The 20625-nt window shown below is 68.8% G+C and carries 20 protein-coding genes; 9 read left to right on the top strand and 11 right to left on the bottom strand.

Annotated features, from left to right (window positions below):
- Positions 1-20 precede the first annotated feature (20 nt).
- Together lipB and lipA are read left to right on the top strand one after the other, a co-directional pair.
- Positions 21-800 (top strand): lipoyl(octanoyl) transferase LipB, encoded by a 780-nt coding sequence (gene lipB, locus BLT81_RS02515; RefSeq protein WP_019193131.1) that lies wholly within the window; start codon positions 21-23, stop codon positions 798-800.
- 42 nt (positions 801-842) lie between these two features.
- Positions 843-1886: a lipoyl synthase gene (gene lipA, locus BLT81_RS02510; RefSeq protein ID WP_040420654.1), complete on the top strand. Its 1044-nt coding sequence runs from the start codon at positions 843-845 to the stop codon at positions 1884-1886.
- A gap of 76 nt (positions 1887-1962) precedes the next feature.
- Here the strand turns inward: lipA and BLT81_RS02505 are convergent, their stop codons facing one another.
- Together BLT81_RS02505 and BLT81_RS02500 are read right to left on the bottom strand one after the other, a co-directional pair.
- Positions 1963-4059, bottom strand: coding sequence for an acyl-CoA dehydrogenase family protein (locus BLT81_RS02505; RefSeq protein ID WP_019193133.1), 2097 nt, complete (start codon positions 4057-4059; stop codon positions 1963-1965).
- A gap of 42 nt (positions 4060-4101) precedes the next feature.
- Positions 4102-5397 carry an acetyl-CoA C-acetyltransferase gene (locus tag BLT81_RS02500; RefSeq protein WP_019193134.1) on the bottom strand — a complete coding sequence of 432 codons (1296 nt, stop codon included), beginning with the start codon at positions 5395-5397 and terminating at the stop codon, positions 4102-4104.
- Positions 5398-5626: 229 nt separating this feature from the next.
- On the opposite strand from BLT81_RS02500, the gene BLT81_RS02495 reads away from it, so the two are divergent.
- The 4 genes from BLT81_RS02495 to BLT81_RS02480 are packed head-to-tail and all read left to right on the top strand — an operon-like array spanning position 5627 to position 9950.
- A complete protein-coding gene (locus BLT81_RS02495; protein WP_019193135.1) occupies positions 5627-6961 on the top strand; it encodes a 3-oxoacyl-ACP reductase in 1335 nt (444 codons plus the stop codon).
- Positions 6962-6965: 4 nt separating this feature from the next.
- Positions 6966-7898, top strand: a complete 933-nt coding sequence (locus BLT81_RS02490) for a MaoC family dehydratase (RefSeq protein ID WP_019193136.1) — start codon at positions 6966-6968, stop codon at positions 7896-7898.
- A 56-nt stretch (positions 7899-7954) separates the two neighbouring features.
- Positions 7955-9154 carry an alpha/beta hydrolase-fold protein gene (locus BLT81_RS02485; RefSeq protein ID WP_019193137.1) on the top strand — a complete coding sequence of 400 codons (1200 nt, stop codon included), beginning with the start codon at positions 7955-7957 and terminating at the stop codon, positions 9152-9154.
- 10 nt (positions 9155-9164) lie between these two features.
- A complete protein-coding gene (locus BLT81_RS02480) occupies positions 9165-9950 on the top strand; it encodes a DUF4191 domain-containing protein (RefSeq protein WP_083337297.1) in 786 nt (261 codons plus the stop codon).
- A gap of 16 nt (positions 9951-9966) precedes the next feature.
- Here the strand turns inward: BLT81_RS02480 and BLT81_RS02475 are convergent, their stop codons facing one another.
- The gene (locus BLT81_RS02475; RefSeq protein ID WP_231286569.1) at positions 9967-10410 is read right to left on the bottom strand and encodes an RDD family protein; all 444 of its coding nucleotides are present in this window, start codon (positions 10408-10410) and stop codon (positions 9967-9969) included.
- Between the two features lie 145 nt (positions 10411-10555).
- Here BLT81_RS02475 and glnA point away from each other — a divergent pair, with 145 nt between their 5' ends.
- On the top strand, positions 10556-12037 hold the full coding sequence (glnA, locus tag BLT81_RS02470) for a type I glutamate--ammonia ligase (RefSeq protein ID WP_196794453.1): 1482 nt from the start codon (positions 10556-10558) through the stop codon (positions 12035-12037).
- A 78-nt stretch (positions 12038-12115) separates the two neighbouring features.
- Here glnA and BLT81_RS02465 read toward each other — a convergent pair whose 3' ends face one another.
- From BLT81_RS02465 to BLT81_RS02455, 3 genes are read right to left on the bottom strand one after another with little or no spacing between them, the layout of a single operon-like run.
- Positions 12116-12919 (bottom strand): ABC transporter ATP-binding protein, encoded by an 804-nt coding sequence (locus BLT81_RS02465; protein WP_019193141.1) that lies wholly within the window; start codon positions 12917-12919, stop codon positions 12116-12118.
- Positions 12916-13896 carry a FecCD family ABC transporter permease gene (locus BLT81_RS02460; RefSeq protein WP_019193142.1) on the bottom strand — a complete coding sequence of 327 codons (981 nt, stop codon included), beginning with the start codon at positions 13894-13896 and terminating at the stop codon, positions 12916-12918. The genes BLT81_RS02465 and BLT81_RS02460 overlap by 4 nt, the downstream gene beginning before the upstream one ends.
- Positions 13896-14900: an iron chelate uptake ABC transporter family permease subunit gene (locus BLT81_RS02455; protein WP_081582844.1), complete on the bottom strand. Its 1005-nt coding sequence runs from the start codon at positions 14898-14900 to the stop codon at positions 13896-13898. Before BLT81_RS02455 ends, BLT81_RS02460 begins: the two co-directional genes overlap by 1 nt.
- Positions 14901-14948: 48 nt before the next feature.
- On the opposite strand from BLT81_RS02455, the gene BLT81_RS02450 reads away from it, so the two are divergent.
- The gene (locus BLT81_RS02450; RefSeq protein ID WP_019193144.1) at positions 14949-15971 is read left to right on the top strand and encodes an ABC transporter substrate-binding protein; all 1023 of its coding nucleotides are present in this window, start codon (positions 14949-14951) and stop codon (positions 15969-15971) included.
- A gap of 96 nt (positions 15972-16067) precedes the next feature.
- Here the strand turns inward: BLT81_RS02450 and BLT81_RS02445 are convergent, their stop codons facing one another.
- Both BLT81_RS02445 and BLT81_RS02440 read right to left on the bottom strand, forming a co-directional pair.
- A complete protein-coding gene (locus BLT81_RS02445; RefSeq protein WP_019193145.1) occupies positions 16068-16652 on the bottom strand; it encodes a glycoside hydrolase family 25 protein in 585 nt (194 codons plus the stop codon).
- Positions 16653-17177 carry an NUDIX hydrolase gene (locus BLT81_RS02440; RefSeq protein WP_019193146.1) on the bottom strand — a complete coding sequence of 175 codons (525 nt, stop codon included), beginning with the start codon at positions 17175-17177 and terminating at the stop codon, positions 16653-16655.
- Between the two features lie 80 nt (positions 17178-17257).
- Between BLT81_RS02440 and BLT81_RS02435 the strand changes: the two genes are divergently transcribed.
- Complete coding sequence (locus BLT81_RS02435; protein WP_019193147.1) at positions 17258-18058, top strand: hypothetical protein; 801 nt, start codon at positions 17258-17260, stop codon at positions 18056-18058.
- Between the two features lie 2 nt (positions 18059-18060).
- Here BLT81_RS02435 and BLT81_RS02430 read toward each other — a convergent pair whose 3' ends face one another.
- Genes BLT81_RS02430 through thrC form a run of 3 tightly spaced genes read right to left on the bottom strand, consistent with a single transcriptional unit; the run spans position 18061 to position 20596 of the window.
- Positions 18061-18987: a trypsin-like serine protease gene (locus BLT81_RS02430; RefSeq protein WP_019193148.1), complete on the bottom strand. Its 927-nt coding sequence runs from the start codon at positions 18985-18987 to the stop codon at positions 18061-18063.
- On the bottom strand, positions 18971-19126 hold the full coding sequence (locus BLT81_RS12905) for a hypothetical protein (protein ID WP_019193149.1): 156 nt from the start codon (positions 19124-19126) through the stop codon (positions 18971-18973). The genes BLT81_RS02430 and BLT81_RS12905 overlap by 17 nt, the downstream gene beginning before the upstream one ends.
- A gap of 6 nt (positions 19127-19132) precedes the next feature.
- Positions 19133-20596, bottom strand: coding sequence for a threonine synthase (gene thrC, locus BLT81_RS02425; protein ID WP_019193150.1), 1464 nt, complete (start codon positions 20594-20596; stop codon positions 19133-19135).
- Between the last annotated feature and the right edge of the window lie 29 nt (positions 20597-20625).

Genomic DNA, 20625 nt, shown 5'->3' with positions numbered 1-20625 from the left:
ACGGGACTAAGCTGTGGGGTATGACTGCCCCACGCGATCCTTTCTTCCCAGCCGACAAGTCCATCCGAGCCTCACAGGCGCCGCTCGACGTGCGCGATGTGGGGCTCGTGGACTATCAGGAGGCCTGGGACATGCAGGCGGACATCGCCGCACGACGCGACCGCGACGACATCGGCGACACTGTCCTCATCGTTGAGCACCCCTACACCTACACGGCCGGCAAGCGGACCCTGCCCTCGGACATGCCGGACGACGGCTCCCCCGTCGTCCAGGTCGACCGCGGCGGGCGCATCACCTGGCACGGTGAGGGGCAACTTGTGGTCTACCCCATCATCAAGCTCGCCGAGCCCGTCGACGTCGTCGACTACGTCCGCCGCCTCGAGGAAGCCATCATCGCGGCCGTGCGCGCCGCGGGGGTCACCACGGCGGGGCGTATCGACGGCCGCTCGGGCGTCTGGGTGCCCGCCACGACCCCCGCTGCGGACCCCGCCGCCCCGACGCGGGACCGCAAGATCGCCGCGCTCGGCATCCGCATCACCCGCGGCGTGACCATGCACGGGCTGGCACTCAACTGCAACAACACGCTCGAGGCCTACGACCACATCGTCGCCTGCGGCATCGACGACGCCGACGTGACCACGCTGAGCCTCGAGCTCGGCCGCGACGTGCCCACTTCCGAGGCAAAGAAGCCGCTTATCGACGCCCTCGACAGCGCCCTCGCCGGCGAACTCGCCGTGGCAAACCACACGTTCAAGTCCGCCCCCGACCCCACGAAGGGGCTGCGACGCAGCGATTTCTAGGCGCGCTCGACTCTTCATGACATGGCAGCTACGGTGGATGGTGTGACTGTTGCACCAGAAGGCCGCAAGCTCCTCCGAGTGGAGATGCGTAACGCCCAGACCCCCATCGAGCAGAAGCCGCGCTGGATCCGCAACGCGGTGAAAACCGGTCCCGAGTATGAGGACATGAAAAACCGCGTGAAGGGGGCCTCCCTCCACACGGTGTGCCAGGAGGCGGGGTGCCCCAACATCCACGAGTGCTGGGAATCCCGCGAGGCCACCTTCCTCATCGGTGGCGCGAATTGCTCTCGGCGCTGTGACTTCTGCCAGATCAACTCCGCCAAGCCAGAGCCGCTGGACCGCGGCGAACCGCAGCGCGTGGCCGAGTCGGTCCGCGAGATGAACCTCAACTACTCCACCATCACGGGCGTGACCCGCGATGACCTCGAGGACGAGGGCGCGTGGCTCTACGCGGAGGTTGTGCGCAAGATCCACGAGCTGAACCCGCACACGGGCGTGGAGAATCTCACCCCGGACTTCTCGGGCAAGCCGGACCTGCTCCAGGAGGTCTTCGAGGCCCGCCCCGAGGTCTTTGCCCACAACGTGGAGACGGTGCCGCGGATCTTCCGCCGGATCCGCCCGGCGTTCCGCTACGACCGCTCGCTCGACGTCATCCGCCAGGCGCGGGACTTCGGTCTGATCACCAAGTCGAACCTCATCCTCGGCATGGGCGAGACCCGCGACGAGGTCCTCGAGGCGCTCCAGGATCTCGTCGAGGCCGGCACCGACATCATCACGATCACCCAGTACCTGCGCCCCGGCCCGCAGTTCCACCCGATCGAGCGGTGGGTCAAGCCGGAGGAGTTCATCGAGTACCGCGACGCGGCCTACGACATGGGCTTCGGCGCCGTCATGTCGGGCCCGCTCGTGCGTTCGTCGTACCGCGCCGGCAAGCTCTACGTGGAGGCGATGAAGCACCGTGGCCTCGAGCTGCCGGAGAACCTGCAGCACCTCGCCCAGACGTCTGAGGGCGACACCGCGCAGGAGGCCTCGACCCTGCTGAGCAAGTACGGCCCGTCCCAGGACACCCCGGTGATGACCCGCTAAAACCTCAAACACACAGAGCGCCCCGCTTCCGGAAACGTTCACCGGAAGCGGGGCGCTTTTCCTGCGCCTCCAGCGCTTAGCTCAGGTCGGTGCCGCCGTTGACCATCATCGGGCGGTCGAGGACGACCTGCGGGATCTTGAAGGCGTCCACGAGAACCTCGGACCAGGGGCCGAGCGAGTCAACGAGGTCGTTGACCGCCGCCTTCGCGGCCTTCAGGCGCCCGGACGGCAGGACGTTGTGCTCCTGGTACCAGTCGGCGTAGGTGGTGATGGTGTCCAGCACGAACAGGTGGCGGACCTGTTCGAAGACGGCACGGGCCGCGGAGCCGGCCGGCAGCTCCTGTTCCGCCTCGATCATGGACTGGACCATCATGCGGTCACCGTAGGCCACCGCTGCAGCCAGCAGGTGGTCCTGGGCGCGGTCGATGACCTTGGCGGCCTCGGAGCGCTCCATCTTGCGGGCAACCTGGACGCGGCGGACCAGGGAGTTGAGCACCTGCTCTTCGCGGGTTTGGACAACCTGCAGCTGGGTTTCGGCGTCGAAAAGCGAGTCCGTGCCCGTGACCCGGTCCTGCAGCGACTGGACGCTGGCGGCGATGCCGGAGCGGCGGGTGAGGATGTCGCCGACGTTCGCCGCGACGAAGCGAGCCATGCCGAACGGCGACAGCTCGGAGACTTCCCGGCCGTAGGCGGTGAGCAGGTTCTTGCCCACGAGCTGGCGCAGAATCGTGTCGTCGCCCTCGAAGGTGGTGAAGATGTCGACGTCGGCGCGGAACGTCGACAGGAGGTTCTCCGACATGTAGCCGGCGCCGCCGCACGCCTCGCGGCATTCCTGGATCGTCGCGTTGGCGTGGGTGGAGGCCGTCGCCTTGAAGATGGCGGCGAGTGACTCCATCTCGCGGCCCGCGCGGTCCTGCTCGTCGGTCGGCTTGGAGGGGTTCCAATCGCCGCCGATCTGGGCGTCGGTCTGCTCCTGGTAGCGGTCGAGGAGCTTGTTCTGGAACACCGCGAGGGCGTAGGACTTCGCCAGCGGGATGAGCAGGCGGCGGCGATGCGCGCGGTAGTCGATGAGGCGGGACTCGCTGTCTTGGTCGCCCGCCTCGAACTGGCGGCGGATGTTCGCGTACTTCACGGCGATGGCAAGCGCCGCGCGGGTCGCGCCCGCGGCGGAGGCGCCCACGCCGAGGCGGCCGCGCACGAGCGTGCCAAGCATGGTGAAGAAGCGGCGGTTCTTCGACTCAATCGGCGAGGTGTAGGTGCCGTCTTCAGCCACGTCGGCGAAGCGGTTGAGGAGGTGTTCGCGCGGGACGCGGACGTGATCGAAGGTGATCATGCCATTGTCCACGCCGAGCAGGCCGCCCTTGTGGCCGTGGTCGGTGCACTCGACGCCCTCGACCGGGGAGCCGTCGTCCTCCCGGATGCGCACAATGAGGCAGTGCACGCCCTTGGATTCCTCGGAGTCCGGGGTGTAGAGCTGCGCAAAGACGGCCGCCCAACGACCGTCGCGGGCGGCGTTGCCGATGTACGCCTTCTTCGATCCCGGGGTCGGCGAGTTCACGATGAACTCCTTGGTCTCCGGGTCGTAGGTCGCGGTGGTCTCGAGGTGCTGGACGTTCGAGCCGTGGCCGATCTCGGTCATGGCGAAGCACCCCAGCATGGACAGGTCCATGGAGCCCTTCGCAAACTTGATGTGGCGCTCGGTGCCCAGCGCGTCGACCGCGCCGCCCCACAGGCCGAACTGGACACCGGACTTGATGCACGCGGAGGCGTTGATCTGGGCGATCAGCTCAAGCGAGGACACACCCGCCGCGACCTCGCCGTCGCCACCGTTGAGCGGCGAGAAGGAGCCCTGGATGTTGCCCGAGTCTGCGATGGCCTGGACCTTTTTCAGGTTCTCCGCCCGGATCTCCTCGAGGGAGCCGTCGATCTTTGGCAGCAGGTTGGGGTTGTTCAGCAGCGGTCGGATCGATTCCTTGCGCGCCTTGAAGTTGCCGTCGAGGAGATCCGCGAGGTCTGCCACGGCCGCGGGGTCCGGGGTGGGCGGCAGGGCTGCCGGCTGGTTCTTCTCCGGCTTCGCGTCCGTCTTTTTGTCGTCGACCTTGCCGCCGTTGACGTGGTCGGTGGTCTCTGCGGGCTCAGTCGCCGGGATGGTGTCCTTGGTGGGGGTAGACATAGTGGCTGTGTCTCCTTTCGGGGTGAGGCTTGAGAAAAACGCTTAGCGCTCGATGATGGCGACGACGCCCTGGCCGCCCGCAGCGCAGACGGAGATGAGGGTGCGCCCGCCGCCGTTGTCCGCGAGGTTCTTCGCGGCGCTGGCGAGGATGCGCGCACCCGTGGCCGCGAAGGGGTGGCCCGCTGCCAGCGAGGAGCCCTTCACGTTGAGCTTGGCGCGGTCGATGGGGCCGAGCGGCGCGTCGAGGCCGAGGCGGTCGCGGCAGTAGGTGCCGTCCTCCCACGCGGCGAGGGTGGCAAGGACCTGGGACGCGAACGCCTCGTGGATCTCGTAGAAGTCGAAGTCCTGCAGGGTCAGGCCGTTGCGCTCCAGCAGGCGCGGCACAGCGTAGGTCGGCGCCATGAGCAGGCCGTCGTTCCCGTTGACAAAGTCGACGGCGGCGATCTCGGAATCGACGATCCACGCCTGGGGCTCCAGGCCCTGCTCACGGGCGTAGTCCTCGGAGCCGAGCAGGACGGCGGCGGCGCCGTCGGTCAGCGGGGTGGAGTTGCCCGCGGTCATCGTCGCGGTCCCGCCGTGCTGGATGGCGTCCTTCTTGCCAAAGACGGGCTTGAGCGCGGCCAGCTTCTCCACCGTGGAGTCGGGGCGCAGGTTGGTGTCGCGCTGCACGCCGAGGTACGGGGTGATCAGGTCGGTGAAGAAGCCCTCCTCGTAGGCCTTGGCCAGATTCTGGTGGGAGGCTGCCGCGAGCTCGTCCTGGGCCTCGCGGGAGATCTCGAACTCGCGCGCGGTGATCGCCGCGTGCTCGCCCATGGACAGGCCGGTGCGCGGCTCGCCGTTGCGCGGCTGCACGGGCGCAAGCTGGCTGGGGCGCACGGAGCCGAGCAGCTTGACCTGGTCCAACGGCTTCTTTGCCTGGGAGGCCTTGATGAGCGTCTTGCGCAGGTCGTCGTTGACCGCCAGCGGTGCGTCCGAGGTCGTGTCGGAGCCGCAGCCGATGCCCGACTCGATGCGGCCGAGCGCGATGGCGTCGGCGACCTGGATCGCCGAGGTCAGGCTGGTGCCGCAGGCGTGCTGCAGGTCGAAGGCCGGCGTGGACGGGTCCAGCGCGGAGCCGAGCACGGACTCGCGCACGAGGTTGAAGTCGCGGGAGTGCTTGAGCACAGCGCCGCCGACGACGGTGCCGAGGCGCTGGTCCTGCAGGCCGTAGCGCGCGACCAGGCCGTCGAGCGCGGCGGTGAGCATATCCTGGTTGGAGGCGTCTGCGTATTCCTTGTTGGAGCGGGCGAAGGGGATGCGGTTGCCGCCGAGGACGGCAACCTTACGGGGCTGATTCACGTGCGCGTTCCTTACTTGTGTGGGCAGGTCATGAGTGGTCTGTGCCGACCGATAGATAACCGGGACGGACGGATACGGGGAGTACCGTACATTACAGTTATCGTTGTACCGTAAGCTACATCACGTACGAAACAAATTCGTAGTGTTAGCCACTATTCTACGGGTTTTGTCTCGTCCGTTAGGACGTTGTCCGAGACCTCTCTCACAACCCCACTCTAAGGAGAAAAACGTGTCCAAACAGGGCCTCCTGGAAAAGCTCATCAACTCCCCCCTCGCGGCTAAGGCGGGGGTCCCGCAGGGCTACCCCCTGCGCCGCTACAAGCAGGGCGAACCTCTCCTGCACGGCCCGGTCGTCGTCGGCGGCGACGGCCGCCTGAGCGAGGCCCTCGCCTCCACCCTGGAGGGGCCCTACAAGCTGCTCAAGGCGCAAGCCGACACCCCGCGCGCCGGCATCGTCTTCGACGCCACCGGCATCACCGCCCCGGAGCAGCTCAACAAGCTGCACGAGTTCTTCCACCCGCAGATGCGCAAGGTGGCGGACAACGCCCGCCTCGTCGTGCTGGGTACCACCCCGGAGCTCATCGAGGACACGGACGCGCGCATCGCCGCCCGCGCGCTCGAGGGCTTTACCCGCTCCCTGGCCAAGGAGATGCGCAAGGCCGCTACCGTCCAGCTCGTCTACGTCGACCCCGCCGTTGATTCCTCGAACTTCCAGGGCGTTGAGTCCACGCTGCGCTTCTGCCTGTCGGGCAAGTCCGCCTACGTCGACGGCCAGGTCATCCGCGTCACCGCCGCCACGGCCGAGGCGCCGGCCGACTGGGACCAGCCGCTCGCTGGCCGCCTCGCCGTAGTCACGGGCGCGGCCCGCGGCATCGGCGCCGTCATCGCTGAGGTGCTCGCGCGCGACGGCGCGAAGGTCATCTGCATCGACATCCCGCAGGCCGGCGAGGGTCTCGCGGCGACCGCGAACAAGGTCAAGGGCACCGCTTTGCCCCTCGACGTCACGGACCCGACCGCCGCGGAGCAGATTGCCCGCCACGCCGAGGAGCGCTACAAGCGCAAGGTCGACGTGGTGGTCCACAACGCCGGGGTGACGCGCGACAAGCTGCTGGCCAACATGGACGACAAGCGTTGGAACATGGTCCAGTCGATCAACCTGGTCGCCCCGGTGCGCATCACTGAGAAGCTCATCGAACTGGGCGCGCTAGGCGACGCCCCCGCCGTCATCGGCGTGTCCTCCACCTCCGGTATCGCTGGCAACCGCGGCCAGACCAACTACGCCACGACGAAGGCCGGCATCATCGGCTTCGTCGACTCGCTCTCCGGCTCCGTCGCCGAGCTCGGCGGCAACCTCAACGCGGTCGCTCCGGGCTTCATCGAGACCGACATGACCGCCGCGATGCCTACCGGCCCGCGCGAGGTGGGCCGCCGCATCAACTCGATGCAGCAGGGCGGGCTGCCCATCGACGTCGCCGAGACCGTCGCCTTTTTCGCCGCGACCGCCTCCACCGCCGTCAACGGCAACACGGTGCGCGTGTGCGGCCAGAGCATCTTGGGGGCGTAGCGCCGTGACCGCACACCAATACGAGCTCCTTGAATCGATCCCCGACCTGCGCGCGCTCACCCGCGCAATCATTGTGGGCACGCTGCCGGTCGTGGGCACAAAGCATGTCGCCGCCAACGACCCCACCTCGCGCCTCGAGGTCCGTGGGATCAGCATCGACCGCTCCGACCTCGCCTCCTACACTCGCGCGACGGGCCTGCGTTTGGGCAACGAGCTGCCGCCGACCTACCCCTTCGTCATCGGCTTCCCCATCACGATGGAGCTGATGAGCCGGCCGGACTTTCCCTTCGCCCCGACCGGCGCGGTGCACGTGGCCAACGTCATCGAACAGGAGCGCGCCCTACGCGTCGACGAGACCTTCACCTTCCGCCTCCACGCCGAGAACCTGCGCCCGCACCGCCGGGGGCTCCTCATCGACATCGTGACCGAGGTCAGCGTCGACGGCAGCGACGAGGACAAGCCCGTCTGGCGCCAGCGCGCGACGATGCTCGCCCAGGGCGCAAAGTTCGACCGTTCCGCGCCCGTCAGCGTGTCCACGCGCAAGCGTGACGACGCCCGAATGTTGCCCCGCCCCGAGGTTCCCGACGTCGCCTCAAACGCCCAGTGGGCGTGGACGCGCGACAACGTCCGCGCCTACGTCGCGGCGTCCGGCGACGCGAACCCGATCCACACCTCGAAGCTCGGCGCGAAGGCTTTCGGCTTCCCCTCCATCATCGCGCACGGGATGTACTCGGCCGCGTCGGTGTTGCAGCTGCTCGAGGGCACGCTCGGCGGCGCGCTGACGTACGCGGTGGAGTTTCACAAGCCCGTGGTCATTCCGGCCCGCGTGGCCGCCTGGGCCATAGGCGAGGGCGAGGGCGCCACGGCGATCCAGCTGCGGAGCGCGTCGAAGCCGGAGAAGCTCCACCTCAACGCGCGCGTGGAGCGCCGCCCGTAGGGCCAGGTAAGCACATTAGGGTTAGGTTACCCTGCCCTAATGTGTATACTGTGGGTGTGACCTGCCTCATTCCCACCCTCACCGCGCGCTCCATCGAAGCGCACCTCACCGACGCGTCGCCCGAGCGCGTGAACGCGTTCCTCGACTCCCTCGCCCCCGGCGCGATGCCCGCGTGGGACCGGGAGACGAACGCCGTGACGTTTTGCTACCACGTCCCCGGCGCGCCCGCGCACATGGGCGTCCACCTGCGGATCAACCGGGTGACCGACAACCACAACGCCCCACGTGGCGTTATGCGGCGCGTCCCGGGCACGGACCTCTACGTCGCCGAGCTCACCCTCGCGCCGACGTTGCGCGCCAGCTACGGCTTTTCGACGTTCATGGGCCCCGCCCCGACCACCACCCCGCCGCCGAACTTCGGCGTCCCGCCGACCGCGGCGGATCCGCTCAACCCGTCCGACACCCCCTACACGTCCGTCCTCGCGGGCCCCCTGGCCCCGCCTCAGCCGGAGTGGGAGGGAGCGGCGTGGCGTCGTAAAGCCGTGCGCGGCTCGCTGAGCCACGAGTGGCTGGGACACAAACCGGTCCACGTCTACCGGCCGCCGGGCCGAGCGCGGGCCGTGCTGCTGCTGACGGACGCCGAACGGTGGTTTGGTGACATCTTCCTGCCCGGCGCGCTCGAGAGCGTGGGCACCGCCGACGTGCTCGCGGGGCTCGCGGTGATCGGGGTGGAAAATCTGGACAAGCGCGACCGCCTGACCACGCTGGGCGACAACCCTGGTTTCATCTCCTCGCTGCTCGGCACGGTGCGCGCCCTTGGTCTTGGCGGGCCGACGATCCTCGCTGGTCAGAGCCTCGGCGGCGTGACCGCCGTGGCCGCAGCGTTGCGCCACCCCGGGCGCCTCGCGGGCGTGATTGCGCAGTCACCATCGATGTGGTGGGCCCCCGGCGTCGAACCATCGCCCGCCCTGCTCGGCTCCACCACGCGCGACTACCTGCCCTCGCTTATCGACGTCCACAGGCCCCACCCTGGCACCTCGATCGCGCTGAGCGTCGGCGCGCGCGAGGCCGCGAGCGTCGCCCACGTCGCCGGGCTCGACCTCGAGCTGCGCGCCCGCGGCGCGACGAGCTCGCTCACTGTGGTGGACGGCGGCCACGACTACGCGTGGTGGCGCGGGGACCTGCTCATCCAACTGCGGCGCATCCTTTCGGCGAACAGGCAGACCCACTTGGTTCCTTCTTCCGCCCTCACTTAGAGTGGTGGCCATGGCAAAAGCGAAGGACAGCGGGAGTACCCGCGCAGCGAAGAAGGAAGCTCGGGCCGCAAAGCGCGCGCAGCGGAAGAACACCCGCAGCCAAATCTGGCAGGCGTTTACCCTGCAGCGCAAGCGCGATAAGAAGCTCATCCCCCTCATGCTGCTCAGCGTCGTGGGCATGGGCCTCGTGTTCTTCCTTATCGGCCTGCTCTGGGGCGGCCAATGGTTCATGCTCGTCCTCGGCCTGCTCGTGGGCGCCGTGGTGGCAATGTGGGTGTTCAGCCGCCGCTTGGAGAAGTCCATGTACGACGAGGTGGGCAACCAGCCCGGCGCCGCGGCGTGGACACTGGAAAACCTGCGCAGCACGGTCGGCATCGCGTGGGTGACCAAGGTGTCCATCGCCGCAACCCCGCAGATGGACGTCGTGCACCGCGTCGTGGGCAACCCGGGTGTCGTTCTCGTCGGTGAAGGCAACCGGAATCGGCTGCGCAAGCTCATGGAGCGCGAGTCCAAGCGCGTCGACCGCCTGCTCGTCGGCGTTCCCGTCTACGAGCTCTACATCGGCGACGGCGAGGGCGAGACCCAGGTGCGCGACCTGCAGAAGACGCTGCTCAAGCTGCCCAAGAACTACCGCAAGGACGAGGTCTACTCCATGTCCGCCAAGCTCGAAGCCATGGAAAACCACACGGGCGGGCGCCCGGCCGGGCTGCCCGGCGGCCCGCTGCCGCAAGGTGCGCAGTCCATGGCGGGCATGAACCGGCGCATGCGCCGCATGCAGGAGCGCAAGGGAAAATAGGCCGCCTCTCAGGCGCTTAGGCGCGGATGACGGTCGTGCCGGTGGCACGGTCGTGCATGCCGCGGCCGTTGGCGTCAACAAGCGCGGCGGGGAGCACGAACATCGTGAAAACCGTGCGCAGGACCGCGCGGAGGAAGCCGACACGCTTGGTGGGGTCGTCGAGACGCGCGACACCCATGCCCAGCACCGCCATGCCCGGCGTGCGCGCGAGGAGCCAGCCGGAGAGAATGCCTAGGGCGACCCAGAGGAGCAGCGTCACCGTCGCGATATCCCCGAGTGCGCTCGTGTTGGCCGTGATGATGCCGGCGGCGATCCAGCAGATGACCCAATCGATGGCCACCGCGCCCATCCGCCGCGCTACGGACGCCTGCGCGCCTGGGCCGTCCTCGGGCAGGCCGAGCTTTTCTCCCGGGTACCGGCCGTAGAAGTCCTCCTCGCTCAACTCGGTCATCTCGGTCATCTCGGGGGTCACGTCGGGCTGCTTCCGCTCGCTGTTCGCCATGGCTTTACCCTACTCACTGCCGCCGGAGACACGAAGTTCGCGTCGTACTCCCAGAATCCTCCCGCGTCATTTTTCCCGACGTTGTCACTTCAGCGTCTGTAGAATGGTCACATTCATTAGCGCTCAACAGACACAAGGGAGTAGCACTGTGGCCTTTGACAATATTGACCAGGTTCAGAAATTTATCCAGGACGAGGACGTAGAGTTCGTCGACGTTCGCTTCACCGACGTCCCAGGCGTCGAGCACCACTTCTCCATCCCGGCCTCGATGTTTGACGCGGACGCCGTGGAGGAAGGTCTTGCTTTCGACGGCTCCTCGATCCGCGGCTTCACCACCATCGAGGAATCCGACATGACGCTTTTGCCGGACCTCGCCACCGCGAAGCTGGACCTGTTCCGCGAGGCAAAGACGCTGAACATCAAGTTCTTCGTCAACGACCCCTTCACCCGTGAGCCCTTCTCGCGCGACCCCCGCAACACCGCCCGCAAGGCCGAGGAGTACCTCGCCTCCACAGGCATCGCCGACACCTGCTCTTTCGGCGCCGAGGCGGAGTTTTACCTCTTCGATTCGATCCGCTACCAGGTCGACGACCACAAGGCCTTCTACGACCTCGAGGCGGAGGAAGGCTGGTGGGGCCGCGGCCGAGAGACCGAGCTCGACGGCTCCCCCAACCTCGGCTACAAGAACCGCACCAAGGGCGGCTACTTCCCCGTCCCGCCGTACGACAAGACCGTCGACGTGCGCGACGCCATGGCGCTGAACTTGGCCAAGGCTGGCTTTGAGGTCGAGCGTTTCCACCGCGAGGTGGGCAACGGCGGCCAGCAGGAGATCAACTACCGCTTTAACACCCTGCTGCACGCGGCGGACGACCTGCAGGACTTCAAGTACATCGTGAAGAACACCGCCACCCAGTTCGGCAAGACCGCAACCTTCATGCCCAAGCCGCTGGCCGGCGACAACGGCTCGGGCATGCACGCCCACCAGTCCCTGTGGAAGGACGGCGAGCCGCTGTTCTACGACGAGTCCGGCTACGGCGGGCTGTCCGACATCGCCCGCTACTACATCGGCGGCATTCTCGAGCACGCGGGCGCCGTGCTTGCGTTCACCAACCCGACCCTGAACTCCTACCACCGCCTCGTGCCGGGCTTCGAGGCCCCGATCAACCTCGTGTACTCCCAGCGCAACCGCTCCGCCGCGATCCGCATCCCGATCACCGGCACGAACCCGAAGGCCAAGCGCATCGAGTTCCGCGCGCCGGACCCCTCGGGTAACCCGTACTTCGGCTTCGCGGCCATGATGATGGCGGGCATCGACGGCATCAAGAACCGCATCGAGCCGCACGCCCCAGTGGACAAGGACCTCTACGAGCTGCCGCCGGAGGAGGCCAAGGACATCCCGCAGGCCCCGACATCCCTCGAGGCCGCGTTGGCGGCGCTGGAGGCCGACCACGAGTTCCTCACCGAGGGGGACGTGTTCACCGACGACCTCATCGAGACCTACATCCGCCTCAAGCGCGACAACGAGATCACCCCGGCGCGCCTGCGCCCGACGCCGCTTGAGTTCGAAATGTACTTCGACTGCTAGGAGCTTCGAGCTTCACGACGCCCGCCCCCGCCGCGTTTTCCCCAGCGCCCGCGGGGGCTTTCGCGTTTCCTCCCCCGGTTAGCCCTTCAGCCCGCTGACGTCCGGCGCGGGCAGCCCCGCCGGCACGATGACGACCTCCCCGCCGAGGTTGTGCACGGCCACGGGGATCCCGAACACGTCGCGGATCAGCTCGGCGGTGACGATCTCCCCCGGCGCGCCCGCCGCCACGACCGCGCCACCTTTCATCACGATGAGGTGGTCGGCGTAGCGCACGGCCTGCTGGAGGTCGTGGAGCACGGCCACCACCGTGCGGCCCAGCTGGGTGACCAGCGCTTTGGCCAGCTCCAGCAGGGCGTACTGGTGGGCGATGTCAAGGTAGGTGGTCGGCTCATCGAGGAGCAGCGCCGGGGTGTTCTGCGCCAGCACCATGGCCAGCCACGCGCGCTGGCGCTGGCCGCCGGAGAGTTCGGATACTCGGGCGTCGGCAAGCTCTGCGACTGACGCTGCGTTCATGGCGTCCTCCACCGCCCTTCGGTCCTCGCTGGACCAGGGCCTGAGCAGGCTCTGGTGCGGGTAGCGGCCCCGCTTGACCAACTCGGCGACGGTGATGTCGGGCGGCGTGACGGTGCTCTGGGGCAGAAAAGCCAGCCGGGTGGCGGCGTGCTTGCCCGTGAAGTCCCGCAGGTCGTCCCCGCCGAGGAACACCGCCCCGGCGGAGGGGGTGAGGATCCGGGCGAAGGCCTTGAGCAGCGTGGACTTGCCGCAGCCGTTCGGCCCGATGATCGCGGTGAACTGTGCGGCGGGGATGTCCACGTCGAGCCCCCGGGAGATGACGGTGGAGTCCCAGGCCAGGGTGAGGTTGTCGGCGCGCAAAGCGGTCATGAGAATCTCCTTGCAGATCTCGCGATGTACAGCAGCAGGTAAACGCCCCCGACCACGACCGTGACCAGGCCGACGGGCAGGGCCGTGGGGTGGAAGGCGCGCTGGGCGACGATGTCGGAGGCGGTGAGAAGGCACGCCCCCACCAGGGCCGTCGACACCATCGGGACGCGTTGGGCGCGGGTGAGCCCCTGGGCGATATGCGGGGCGGCGAGGGCGATGAAGGCGATCGGCCCCGCGACGGCGGTCGACGCCGCGATGAGCACGACGCCGGCAAGCAGGAGGAGCGCCTTGAATCGGTTGACTCCCAGCCCTAGGCCGTGGGCAGTGTCGTCGCCGAGGGCGAGGGCGTCCAGGCCGCGGCGCAGCAGCAGCGCCGCCGCCACGGCCACAAGCAGGAACGCGCCGGCCGGCAGGGCCACCGGCCAGCGGATGCCGTTGAGGCTGCCCGCACCCCAGCTCGCCGCCGACAACATCGTCTGCAGGTCGCCGCGCGTGATGAGCCATCGGTTGAGCGCGGAGAGCATCGCCGAGATGCCGAGGCCGACGAGGACGATGCGCAGGCCCTCGACGCGCGTGCGCAGCGACAGCGCCGCGACGATCACCGCGGTTGCCAGGCCGCCCGCGAGGGCGCCGAGGATCTGCCCGCCGAAACCCGCGTAGCCCAGCACGATCGCGCAGATCACCCCCGTGTAGGCGCCCGAGGAGAAGCCGATGATGTCCGGGGAGCCGAGCGGATTGCGCGTCAGCGCCTGGAAGAGCGAGCCGCTCAGCGCCAGCGCCGCACCGACCGTCACCGCAGCGGCGACACGCGGGGCGCGCCACTGCGTGACGACGGTGCGCGCCAGGCCCGTCTCCGTGCCCAGCAGCGCGCCCCACGCCTGGGACGCGGTCATCCCCGCCCCCGGCATGGTCACCGCCGCCACGGCCACAACCAGCAGAATGACGGCCAGCACGGCCGGCACGGCTTTCTCCCGCATCAGATCCCCTTCCGGCGCAGCTGCGCATAGGCGATGAGGAACGGAGCGCCAATGAAGGAAACGACCACCCCGGCCGGGAACTCACCCGGGGTGAGCACCCTGCCGACCACGTCCGCGCTGAGCAGGACGATCGGCCCGAACAGGCCGGACAGCGCCAGGATCCGGCCGAAGGACGCGCCGACCAGCCACCGGGCGACGTGCGGCACCAGCAGTCCCAGGAACACGATGACGCCCGCGGCCGCGGTGGCGGTGGCGGCCAACACGATGATCGCCGCCAGGGCCGTCGCCCGGGTCCGGGCCAGGTGCGCCCCCAGGGCGGCGGCAGTTTCCTCGCCCAGCTGGAGCGCGCCCAACCCCCGAATGGAGGCCGCCGCGGCAACGCCGCCGAGCGCCAGCCCGGACAACGCCAGGTAGACGGGCCTGTAGGAGCCGACGTCCACGCTGCCGACCATCCAGGCGTGCAGCCGGTCGAAGGCTTGGGGGTTCACCAGCGCCAGCCCGTCGCCGATGCCGCCCACGATCGCACTCAGCGCCACGCCGGCGAGCACGAGGCGCAGGGGATCCACGCCTCCCGCTCCCCCGCGGCTCAGCGCGTAGATCCCCGCGCCCGCGGCACCCGCCCCCACGACCGCCAGGGCGGACAGGGCGAAGGAGGAATCCGGCGCGCCCGCGGCCAGGCCGACCACGATGGCGAAGGCTGCCCCCGAGTTGATCCCCAGCACGCCGGTGTCCGCCAGCGGGTTTCGGGTCAGAGCCTGCGCGAGGGCACCGGCCAGCCCCAGCGAGGCCCCGCAGATCACCGCCACCAGAGTGCGGGGGATGCGCCGGTCCCAGATGATCGCGGACACCGGGCCCGGCGTGGGATCCGTCAGCGCGGCCCACACCTCCGGGAGGGGGATGGGTCTGGCTCCCAATGCGAGCGACAGGGCCGTCGCAAAGCCCAGCGCGATCAGGGCGGCAACGAGCACCGCGGGCAGTGGCGGGCGGCGGCGTAACTTTGGCACCGCCACAGACTAGCGCACCGCCTCAAGGTTAGGCTAACCTTCCGTCTCATGTCATTCACAAGAACGTTTTCAGCACTTGCCCTCACGTCCGCGCTCACGCTCACCGCCTGCGCCACCCCCAGCAACGACTCCTCCGGCGGCACGGTGAACACGGAGGTTGCCGTCGGCGGCAACAAGTTCAGCACCGCCGACGCCGAAACGGCGAAGCTGGGCAGCGACGCAGAACCCGGCCAGTTCCCCCGGACCGTCACGCACGCCAACGGCACCACCGAGATCCCGTCCAAGCCGCAGCGCGTGGTCGTGTTGGAGAGCGGCGAGCTCGACTCCGTCCTCGCGCTCGGGATCACGCCGGTGGGGATCACCACCTCCAAGGGGCAGGACCCCGTCCCGTCCTACCTGGCGGACAAAGTCAAGGACGTCCCCACCGTGGGCACCGTCAACGAGGTCAACGTCGAGGCCATCGCGGCCCTCAAGCCCGACCTGATCCTGGGCAGCCAGCTGCGCGGCGACAAGCTCTACCCCCAGCTCGCCGAGATCGCCCCGACGGTCTTCTCCATCCGCCCCGGGTTCCCCTGGAAGGAGAACTTCCTCCTCGCCGGCGAGGCACTCGGCATGGAGAAGGAGGCGGAGGCCACGCTCAACGCGTACGCCGCCAAGGCCGAGGAAGTCCGCGCCTCCGTGCCGGAGGACACGACGGTCTCGCTCGTGCGCTTCATGCCCGAGAAGCTGCGCCTGTACGGCAACAAGTCCCTGATCGGCGTGATCCTGCGCGACGTGGGGCTGGCCCGGCCCGCGGTCCAGGACGTCGACGACCTGGCCGTCGAGATCTCCCCCGAAACCATCGACCAGGCAGACGGCGACGTGATCTTCTACTCCTCCTACGGCTCGCCGGACGCGACGGGCGAGACCGCGGTCACCGAGAGCGAGGCCTGGAAGGCCCTGCCCGCGGTTGCCGAGGGCCGGGCGATGCGGGTCGACGACGGCGTGTGGTACCTCGGCCTCGGCCCCACAGGCGCGATGCGCATCCTCGACGACCTTCGCGCGATGCTGCCCACCCCGGCCACCACGTAGGAGCCATGGCGGGGCACACGCTGACGTCCCCAGGCCGGGACAGGAGGCGCCCCCATATCCTGGCCGTCGCGGTCGGGCTCTGGGCGGCAGTGCCCGTCACGCCCACGCGTTGACGTCCACCGAGAAGCCGGCCACGCACCCCCGCGACGAAAACTGCCACACGGCGGGCTTTTGCTTGCCGACGCCCCGCGGCCACCCGCCCGGGAACACATCGCGCGGCGGCCCCTCTGGGTCCGCGCCGTGCGCGGCGAGCCACAGTAGGCCGAAGGGGCGCGTGTCGGCGCCGAACATGCGCCAGCGCCACCAGTGCGGGTAGGTATAGATCCCCGCCACGCGGACACCGCGCTGCGTGAAGAGGGCGTGGGCCTCGGCGATGTGGTCACGCGACAGCCCAGCGGGGGTTTCGCAGTCGAGCCACATGGGCAGCGCAGCGCCGCCCATAACCTCGAGGCTGGCCTCGACCTGTTCGGCGATGCTCGTGCCCTCGGAGGGGTTACGCAGGTAGTGGTAGACGCTGATGTCCAGGCCGGCGGCGCGGGCGTCGGCAAGGTGGGAGGAGAAACAGCGGTCGCGGTAGGTGCCGTCCGTCGTGCGGAGGATGGCAAACTCGATGCCTTCGCGCGCCGCGCGTACCAGGGACAGCCCGTCCTGGTGCTCGGAGACGTCGATGCCGAAGCGCATCTAGCGCTTCTTCAGCCCGAGGCGCGGCTGGTAGGAGCCCGGGTGGCGGCGCTGCGCGACGGCGTCGGCGATGGCCAAGCGCCACTTCGGGTCCTCGACGGGCATCTGGGAGACCGGGAACCAGCGCGCGTCCGTGTTTTCGTCGTCCGCGGCGCGCGGCTCGGCGCTCGGGTCCTCCGGCTCGAGGCGCAGCTGCACCGACATGTACGTGGCGCGGTCCCCGTTGGCGTGGGTGACGGGCCCCACGACCCCGACGCCGAGCAGCGCCGCGGCGCGGGCCGCCAGGCCCGTCTCCTCGAGCACCTCGCGCACCGCGGCGTCGTGGGGCTCCTCCCCTGGGTCCGCAATGCCCGTGACCGGGGTCCACGTCCCATTGTCGGCGCGCTTGACCAGGAGGACGTCGGGGACGGCCCAGTCGGATTTCGTGGTGGCGTCGCGAAGCACAATCGCTGCGACGGCGGGCACCCACATAAGGTCCGTTCCGATCTTCTTCCGTGTTTCGACGATGAACTCGGGGATGGGCATGAAGCACCTTTCTGTGAACTCACGGGCGGGGTCTCGCCTACCTGGGTTCCCAGTGTAGGTGGGCTAGACTCCTAAGCATCATGAGCACGGCCCACACCCCCTCCCCCGACGCCAACGCCGGCCCCGACGCGGCTACGCAGCGGCCGCTGCTGGCGCGCGTGCCCGGGCCGCTGTTTACCGCAGGCTACGGCGCGCTGCTCGTCGGCGTCGTGGTCATGGGGGTTCTCCTGGTCAGCTACGAGTCGGAGGCGGAGCAACCGCCCGCCGTGGTGGAGCGGCCCCAGCGGCCCATCCTGCCGGCGCCCGCCAGCCAGGACGACGTCGACGCCAGCGTGCGCACCTACCTCATCGCCGACCCGGCCACCGCGCGGACCCCCACCGGCGTCACGCTCACCGGCACCATGACCGAGCACGCGCAGGACGACACCGCCGACTTCGCCGGCCACGTCTCCCGGTTGCTGCAGCAGAACTGCGTGGACAACATGACGGTGCGCACCCAGGACAACATGCGCATCAATTTTTGGGGCTTTTGCTACTCCTCGCTTCCCGAGCAGACGATTCGCAGCTACGTCGACGACGGCCTGCGCAACGGCGCGCAGGACCTGTCCTTCTATTTCCACCCCGGGCGGAAGTACGAGCACTCGGTCTGGTTCACCTGGTCGGAAACATCCCAGGAAGAGGCGGACGCCATCGCCTCTCGGTGGCGCCAGTCCCGACGCCTCGAGGGCGTCGACCGGCTCACGCTGATCGGCTACGGCCCCGAGACGGTGCAGGTTTTCGAACGCACCCGCAACGGCGTGTGGGAGCACTCCGCCCCGACCGGGGAGCCCTTCAAGGAATTGTATGACCTGCCCACCCCGGCGCTAGGCGCACCGTCCTAGAGCTACCACTGCTGCCGCAGCCACGCCCCGTCGGGCACAACGCTGTCGACGACCTGCATCGTCTGCTCCACGCTGGAGTAGGACATCCGCCGCGGGTTCTCCATGCCCTCGTAGCACTCCTCCTCAGCGCGGCCGGCCTCGGTGCCCGAGACGACGCCGATGATGGTTGCGCGGCCGTTGACGTCACGGAAAACGGGGCCGCCGGAGTCGCCCTTCTGCGCGCAGACGGCGGCGATATCGCCACGCGTCTCACGCTCCTCGTCGGCGTCGGTGGTGATGATCTGCACTCGGCCGGCGTCCTCGAAAGGCCCGCACGTGTAGCCGGTGGTCCCGCCGGTCTTGCACACCGTGCTCAGCGGCGAGGGGATGTCCTCCGCGATGCCGGTCTCGATGGGCGCGCCCACCAGATCCATGTAGCGGTCCGGGTCTGTGATCTCGATGATGCCGACGTCGATGTTGGGCGCGCCCGGGCTGTAGAGGCCCGAGTAGATGAAGCGGCCCGCCTCCGTGGCGTAGTCGAGCGCGGTGGTGGCGTTCGTCGGCCACACGAGGTCGCCCTCGCGGCCGCAGTGCCCCGCCGTGACGGCGAAGTTGCGGCCTTCTGCGTTTGAAAAGCTAAACGCGACGGTGCACGTCTGCGCGGTGAACGATTCGCCCGCCTGCGGGTAGTGGTCCGTGCTCTGGATCAGCGTGCCCGGTGCCCACAGGGCGAACTGCGGCACGCGGACGACGTTCGCCGACTGCTCCGGGGGCGCAGGCTCAGCCGGGGCCGGGGTCTGCACTTCCTCCCGGGCGTTGCGCTCTTCCTGGGTGGCGGTGGGCACCTGGGAGGTCACTAAGGCGCCCCACACAATGAGCGCCACCGACAGCGCCGCGACGACAATGGCGGCGTACCACGCTCCCGACGCCCTGCTACTCGGCCTGCTCACCGCCACCGCCTTGCTCGGTCGCGCCCGTCTGAGGCTCGCCTTCAGCCTGCTGCGCCTTCTGCGCGGCGATGTCCCGGAGGAACTTCTCTGGGTCGAACTCGGTGTAATAGTCGGGGCCCGCGAACTGCTCCTGCGCCATCGTATGTCACCTCCCCGGCTTGACCGTGGTGGACCGGATGGTCGTGGCAATGAAGTCCTTCACTGCCTCAACGTCGTTGGGCAGGTCGGTGACGTGGCGCTCGGCGTCGAGCACCCCGGCGAAACGCTCGGGGACCTCGGGGTCGCGCCCCAGCGCCTCGCGGATCGTCTCGGCGAACTTCACCGGCAGGGCCGTCTCCAGCACGACGATGGGGCTGTCCACCTGCGGGGCCACAGAGCGGGCCACGTGCACGCCGTCGGCGGTGTGGGGATCGATGACCACGCCGTAGGCGCGCTCGACGTCTGCGATCGTGGCCACGCGGTCAGAGTGGGTGGACGAGCCGGACAGGAACCCGAACTCCTCGCGGATGCGCCCGAAGGTGCCGGGCTCGGCCTCGTCGTCGAGGCAGAAGCCTCCCTCCTTGGCCTTCACGGCGAACAACTCGGCCGTCAGGCGGGCGTCGCGGCCACACACGTCGAAGACGAAGCGCTCGAAGTTCGAGGCCCGCGAGATATCCATCGAGGGCGACGACGTGGCCATCGTCTCCGCCGCGCTGCGCGGGCGGTAGGTGCCGGTGGTGAAGAACTCGTGCAGGACGTCGTTTTCGTTCGTGGCCACGATGAGCTTGTCCACCGGCAGGCCCATCTGCTTGGCCACGTGGCCCGCGCAGATGTCGCCGAAGTTTCCTGTGGGCACGCAGAAGGACACGCGCTCGGAGTTGCCCGCGGTGACCTTCAGGTAGGTCGAGATGTAGTAGACCACCTGCGCAAGAAGCCGCGCCCAGTTGATCGAGTTGACCGCGCCGATGCTGTGCTTCGCCTTGAAGGCCGCGTCCGCGCTGACCTCCTTGACCACGTCCTGGCAGTCGTCGAACACCCCGTCGAGGGCGATGTTGAACACGTTCGGCTCGTCGAGCCCGAACATCTGGGCCTGCTGGAAGGGGGTCATGCGCCCGGCCGGGGTGAGCATGAACACGCGGATGTTGTCGCGCCCGCGCATCGCGTACTCCGCCGACGAGCCCGTGTCGCCGGAGGTGGCGCCGAGGATGTTGATCTCCTCGCCGCGGCGACCCAGCTCGTACTCGAAGAGCTCGCCGAGCAGCTGCATCGCCATGTCCTTGAACGCCGCCGTCGGCCCTTCCGACAGGTGCGCGAGGTAGAGCTCGTCCCCAAGGGCGTCGACCGGCACGATCTCCTCGGTGGAAAACGCGGGGGTGCGGTAGGCGCGGGCGGCGATCTCCTCGATCTGCGCCGCCGGGATGTCGTCGACGAAGAGCTTGATCACCTCGGCGGCGAGGGCGGCGTAGCCCTTCTCGGCAAGGAGGGCCCGCCAGGCGTCGAGAAGCTCGGGCGTGATACGCGGGTACACCGCGGGCAGGTAGAGCCCCCCGTCAGGGGCGAGGCCTCCGAGCAAAATATCGGTGAACGTGGCCGGTCGAGCGGCCGTATCGCGCGTCGAAATGTAATCCACCCAACACAGTTTACGGGCTGCGTCACGGC

This window comes from Corynebacterium timonense, from assembly GCF_900105305.1.
GTDB classification, from domain to species: Bacteria; Actinomycetota; Actinomycetes; order Mycobacteriales; family Mycobacteriaceae; genus Corynebacterium; species Corynebacterium timonense.
The sequence above is the reverse complement of the archived record's forward strand: the minus strand, read 5'-3'. Positions and strand labels throughout refer to the sequence as shown.

Bases quoted from the DNA above. Each gene is read 5' to 3' on its own strand.
- BLT81_RS02440 (WP_019193146.1), bottom strand. From the start codon at position 17,177: ATGCCCATCCCCGAGTTCATCGTCGAAACACGGAAGAAGATCGGAACG.
- BLT81_RS12905 (WP_019193149.1), bottom strand. From the start codon at position 19,126: ATGGCGCAGGAGCAGTTCGCGGGCCCCGACTATTACACCGAGTTCGAC.
- BLT81_RS02460 (WP_019193142.1), bottom strand. From the start codon at position 13,896: ATGCGGGAGAAAGCCGTGCCGGCCGTGCTGGCCGTCATTCTGCTGGTT.
- BLT81_RS02445 (WP_019193145.1), bottom strand. From the start codon at position 16,652: ATGCGCTTCGGCATCGACGTCTCCGAGCACCAGGACGGGCTGTCCCTG.
- glnA (WP_196794453.1), top strand. From the start codon at position 10,556: ATGGTCACATTCATTAGCGCTCAACAGACACAAGGGAGTAGCACTGTG.
- BLT81_RS02505 (WP_019193133.1), bottom strand. From the start codon at position 4,059: ATGTCTACCCCCACCAAGGACACCATCCCGGCGACTGAGCCCGCAGAG.
- lipB (WP_019193131.1), top strand. From the start codon at position 21: ATGACTGCCCCACGCGATCCTTTCTTCCCAGCCGACAAGTCCATCCGA.
- BLT81_RS02450 (WP_019193144.1), top strand. From the start codon at position 14,949: ATGTCATTCACAAGAACGTTTTCAGCACTTGCCCTCACGTCCGCGCTC.
- BLT81_RS02480 (WP_083337297.1), top strand. From the start codon at position 9,165: ATGGCAAAAGCGAAGGACAGCGGGAGTACCCGCGCAGCGAAGAAGGAA.
- BLT81_RS02435 (WP_019193147.1), top strand. From the start codon at position 17,258: ATGAGCACGGCCCACACCCCCTCCCCCGACGCCAACGCCGGCCCCGAC.
- BLT81_RS02465 (WP_019193141.1), bottom strand. From the start codon at position 12,919: ATGACCGCTTTGCGCGCCGACAACCTCACCCTGGCCTGGGACTCCACC.
- BLT81_RS02475 (WP_231286569.1), bottom strand. From the start codon at position 10,410: ATGACCGAGATGACCGAGTTGAGCGAGGAGGACTTCTACGGCCGGTAC.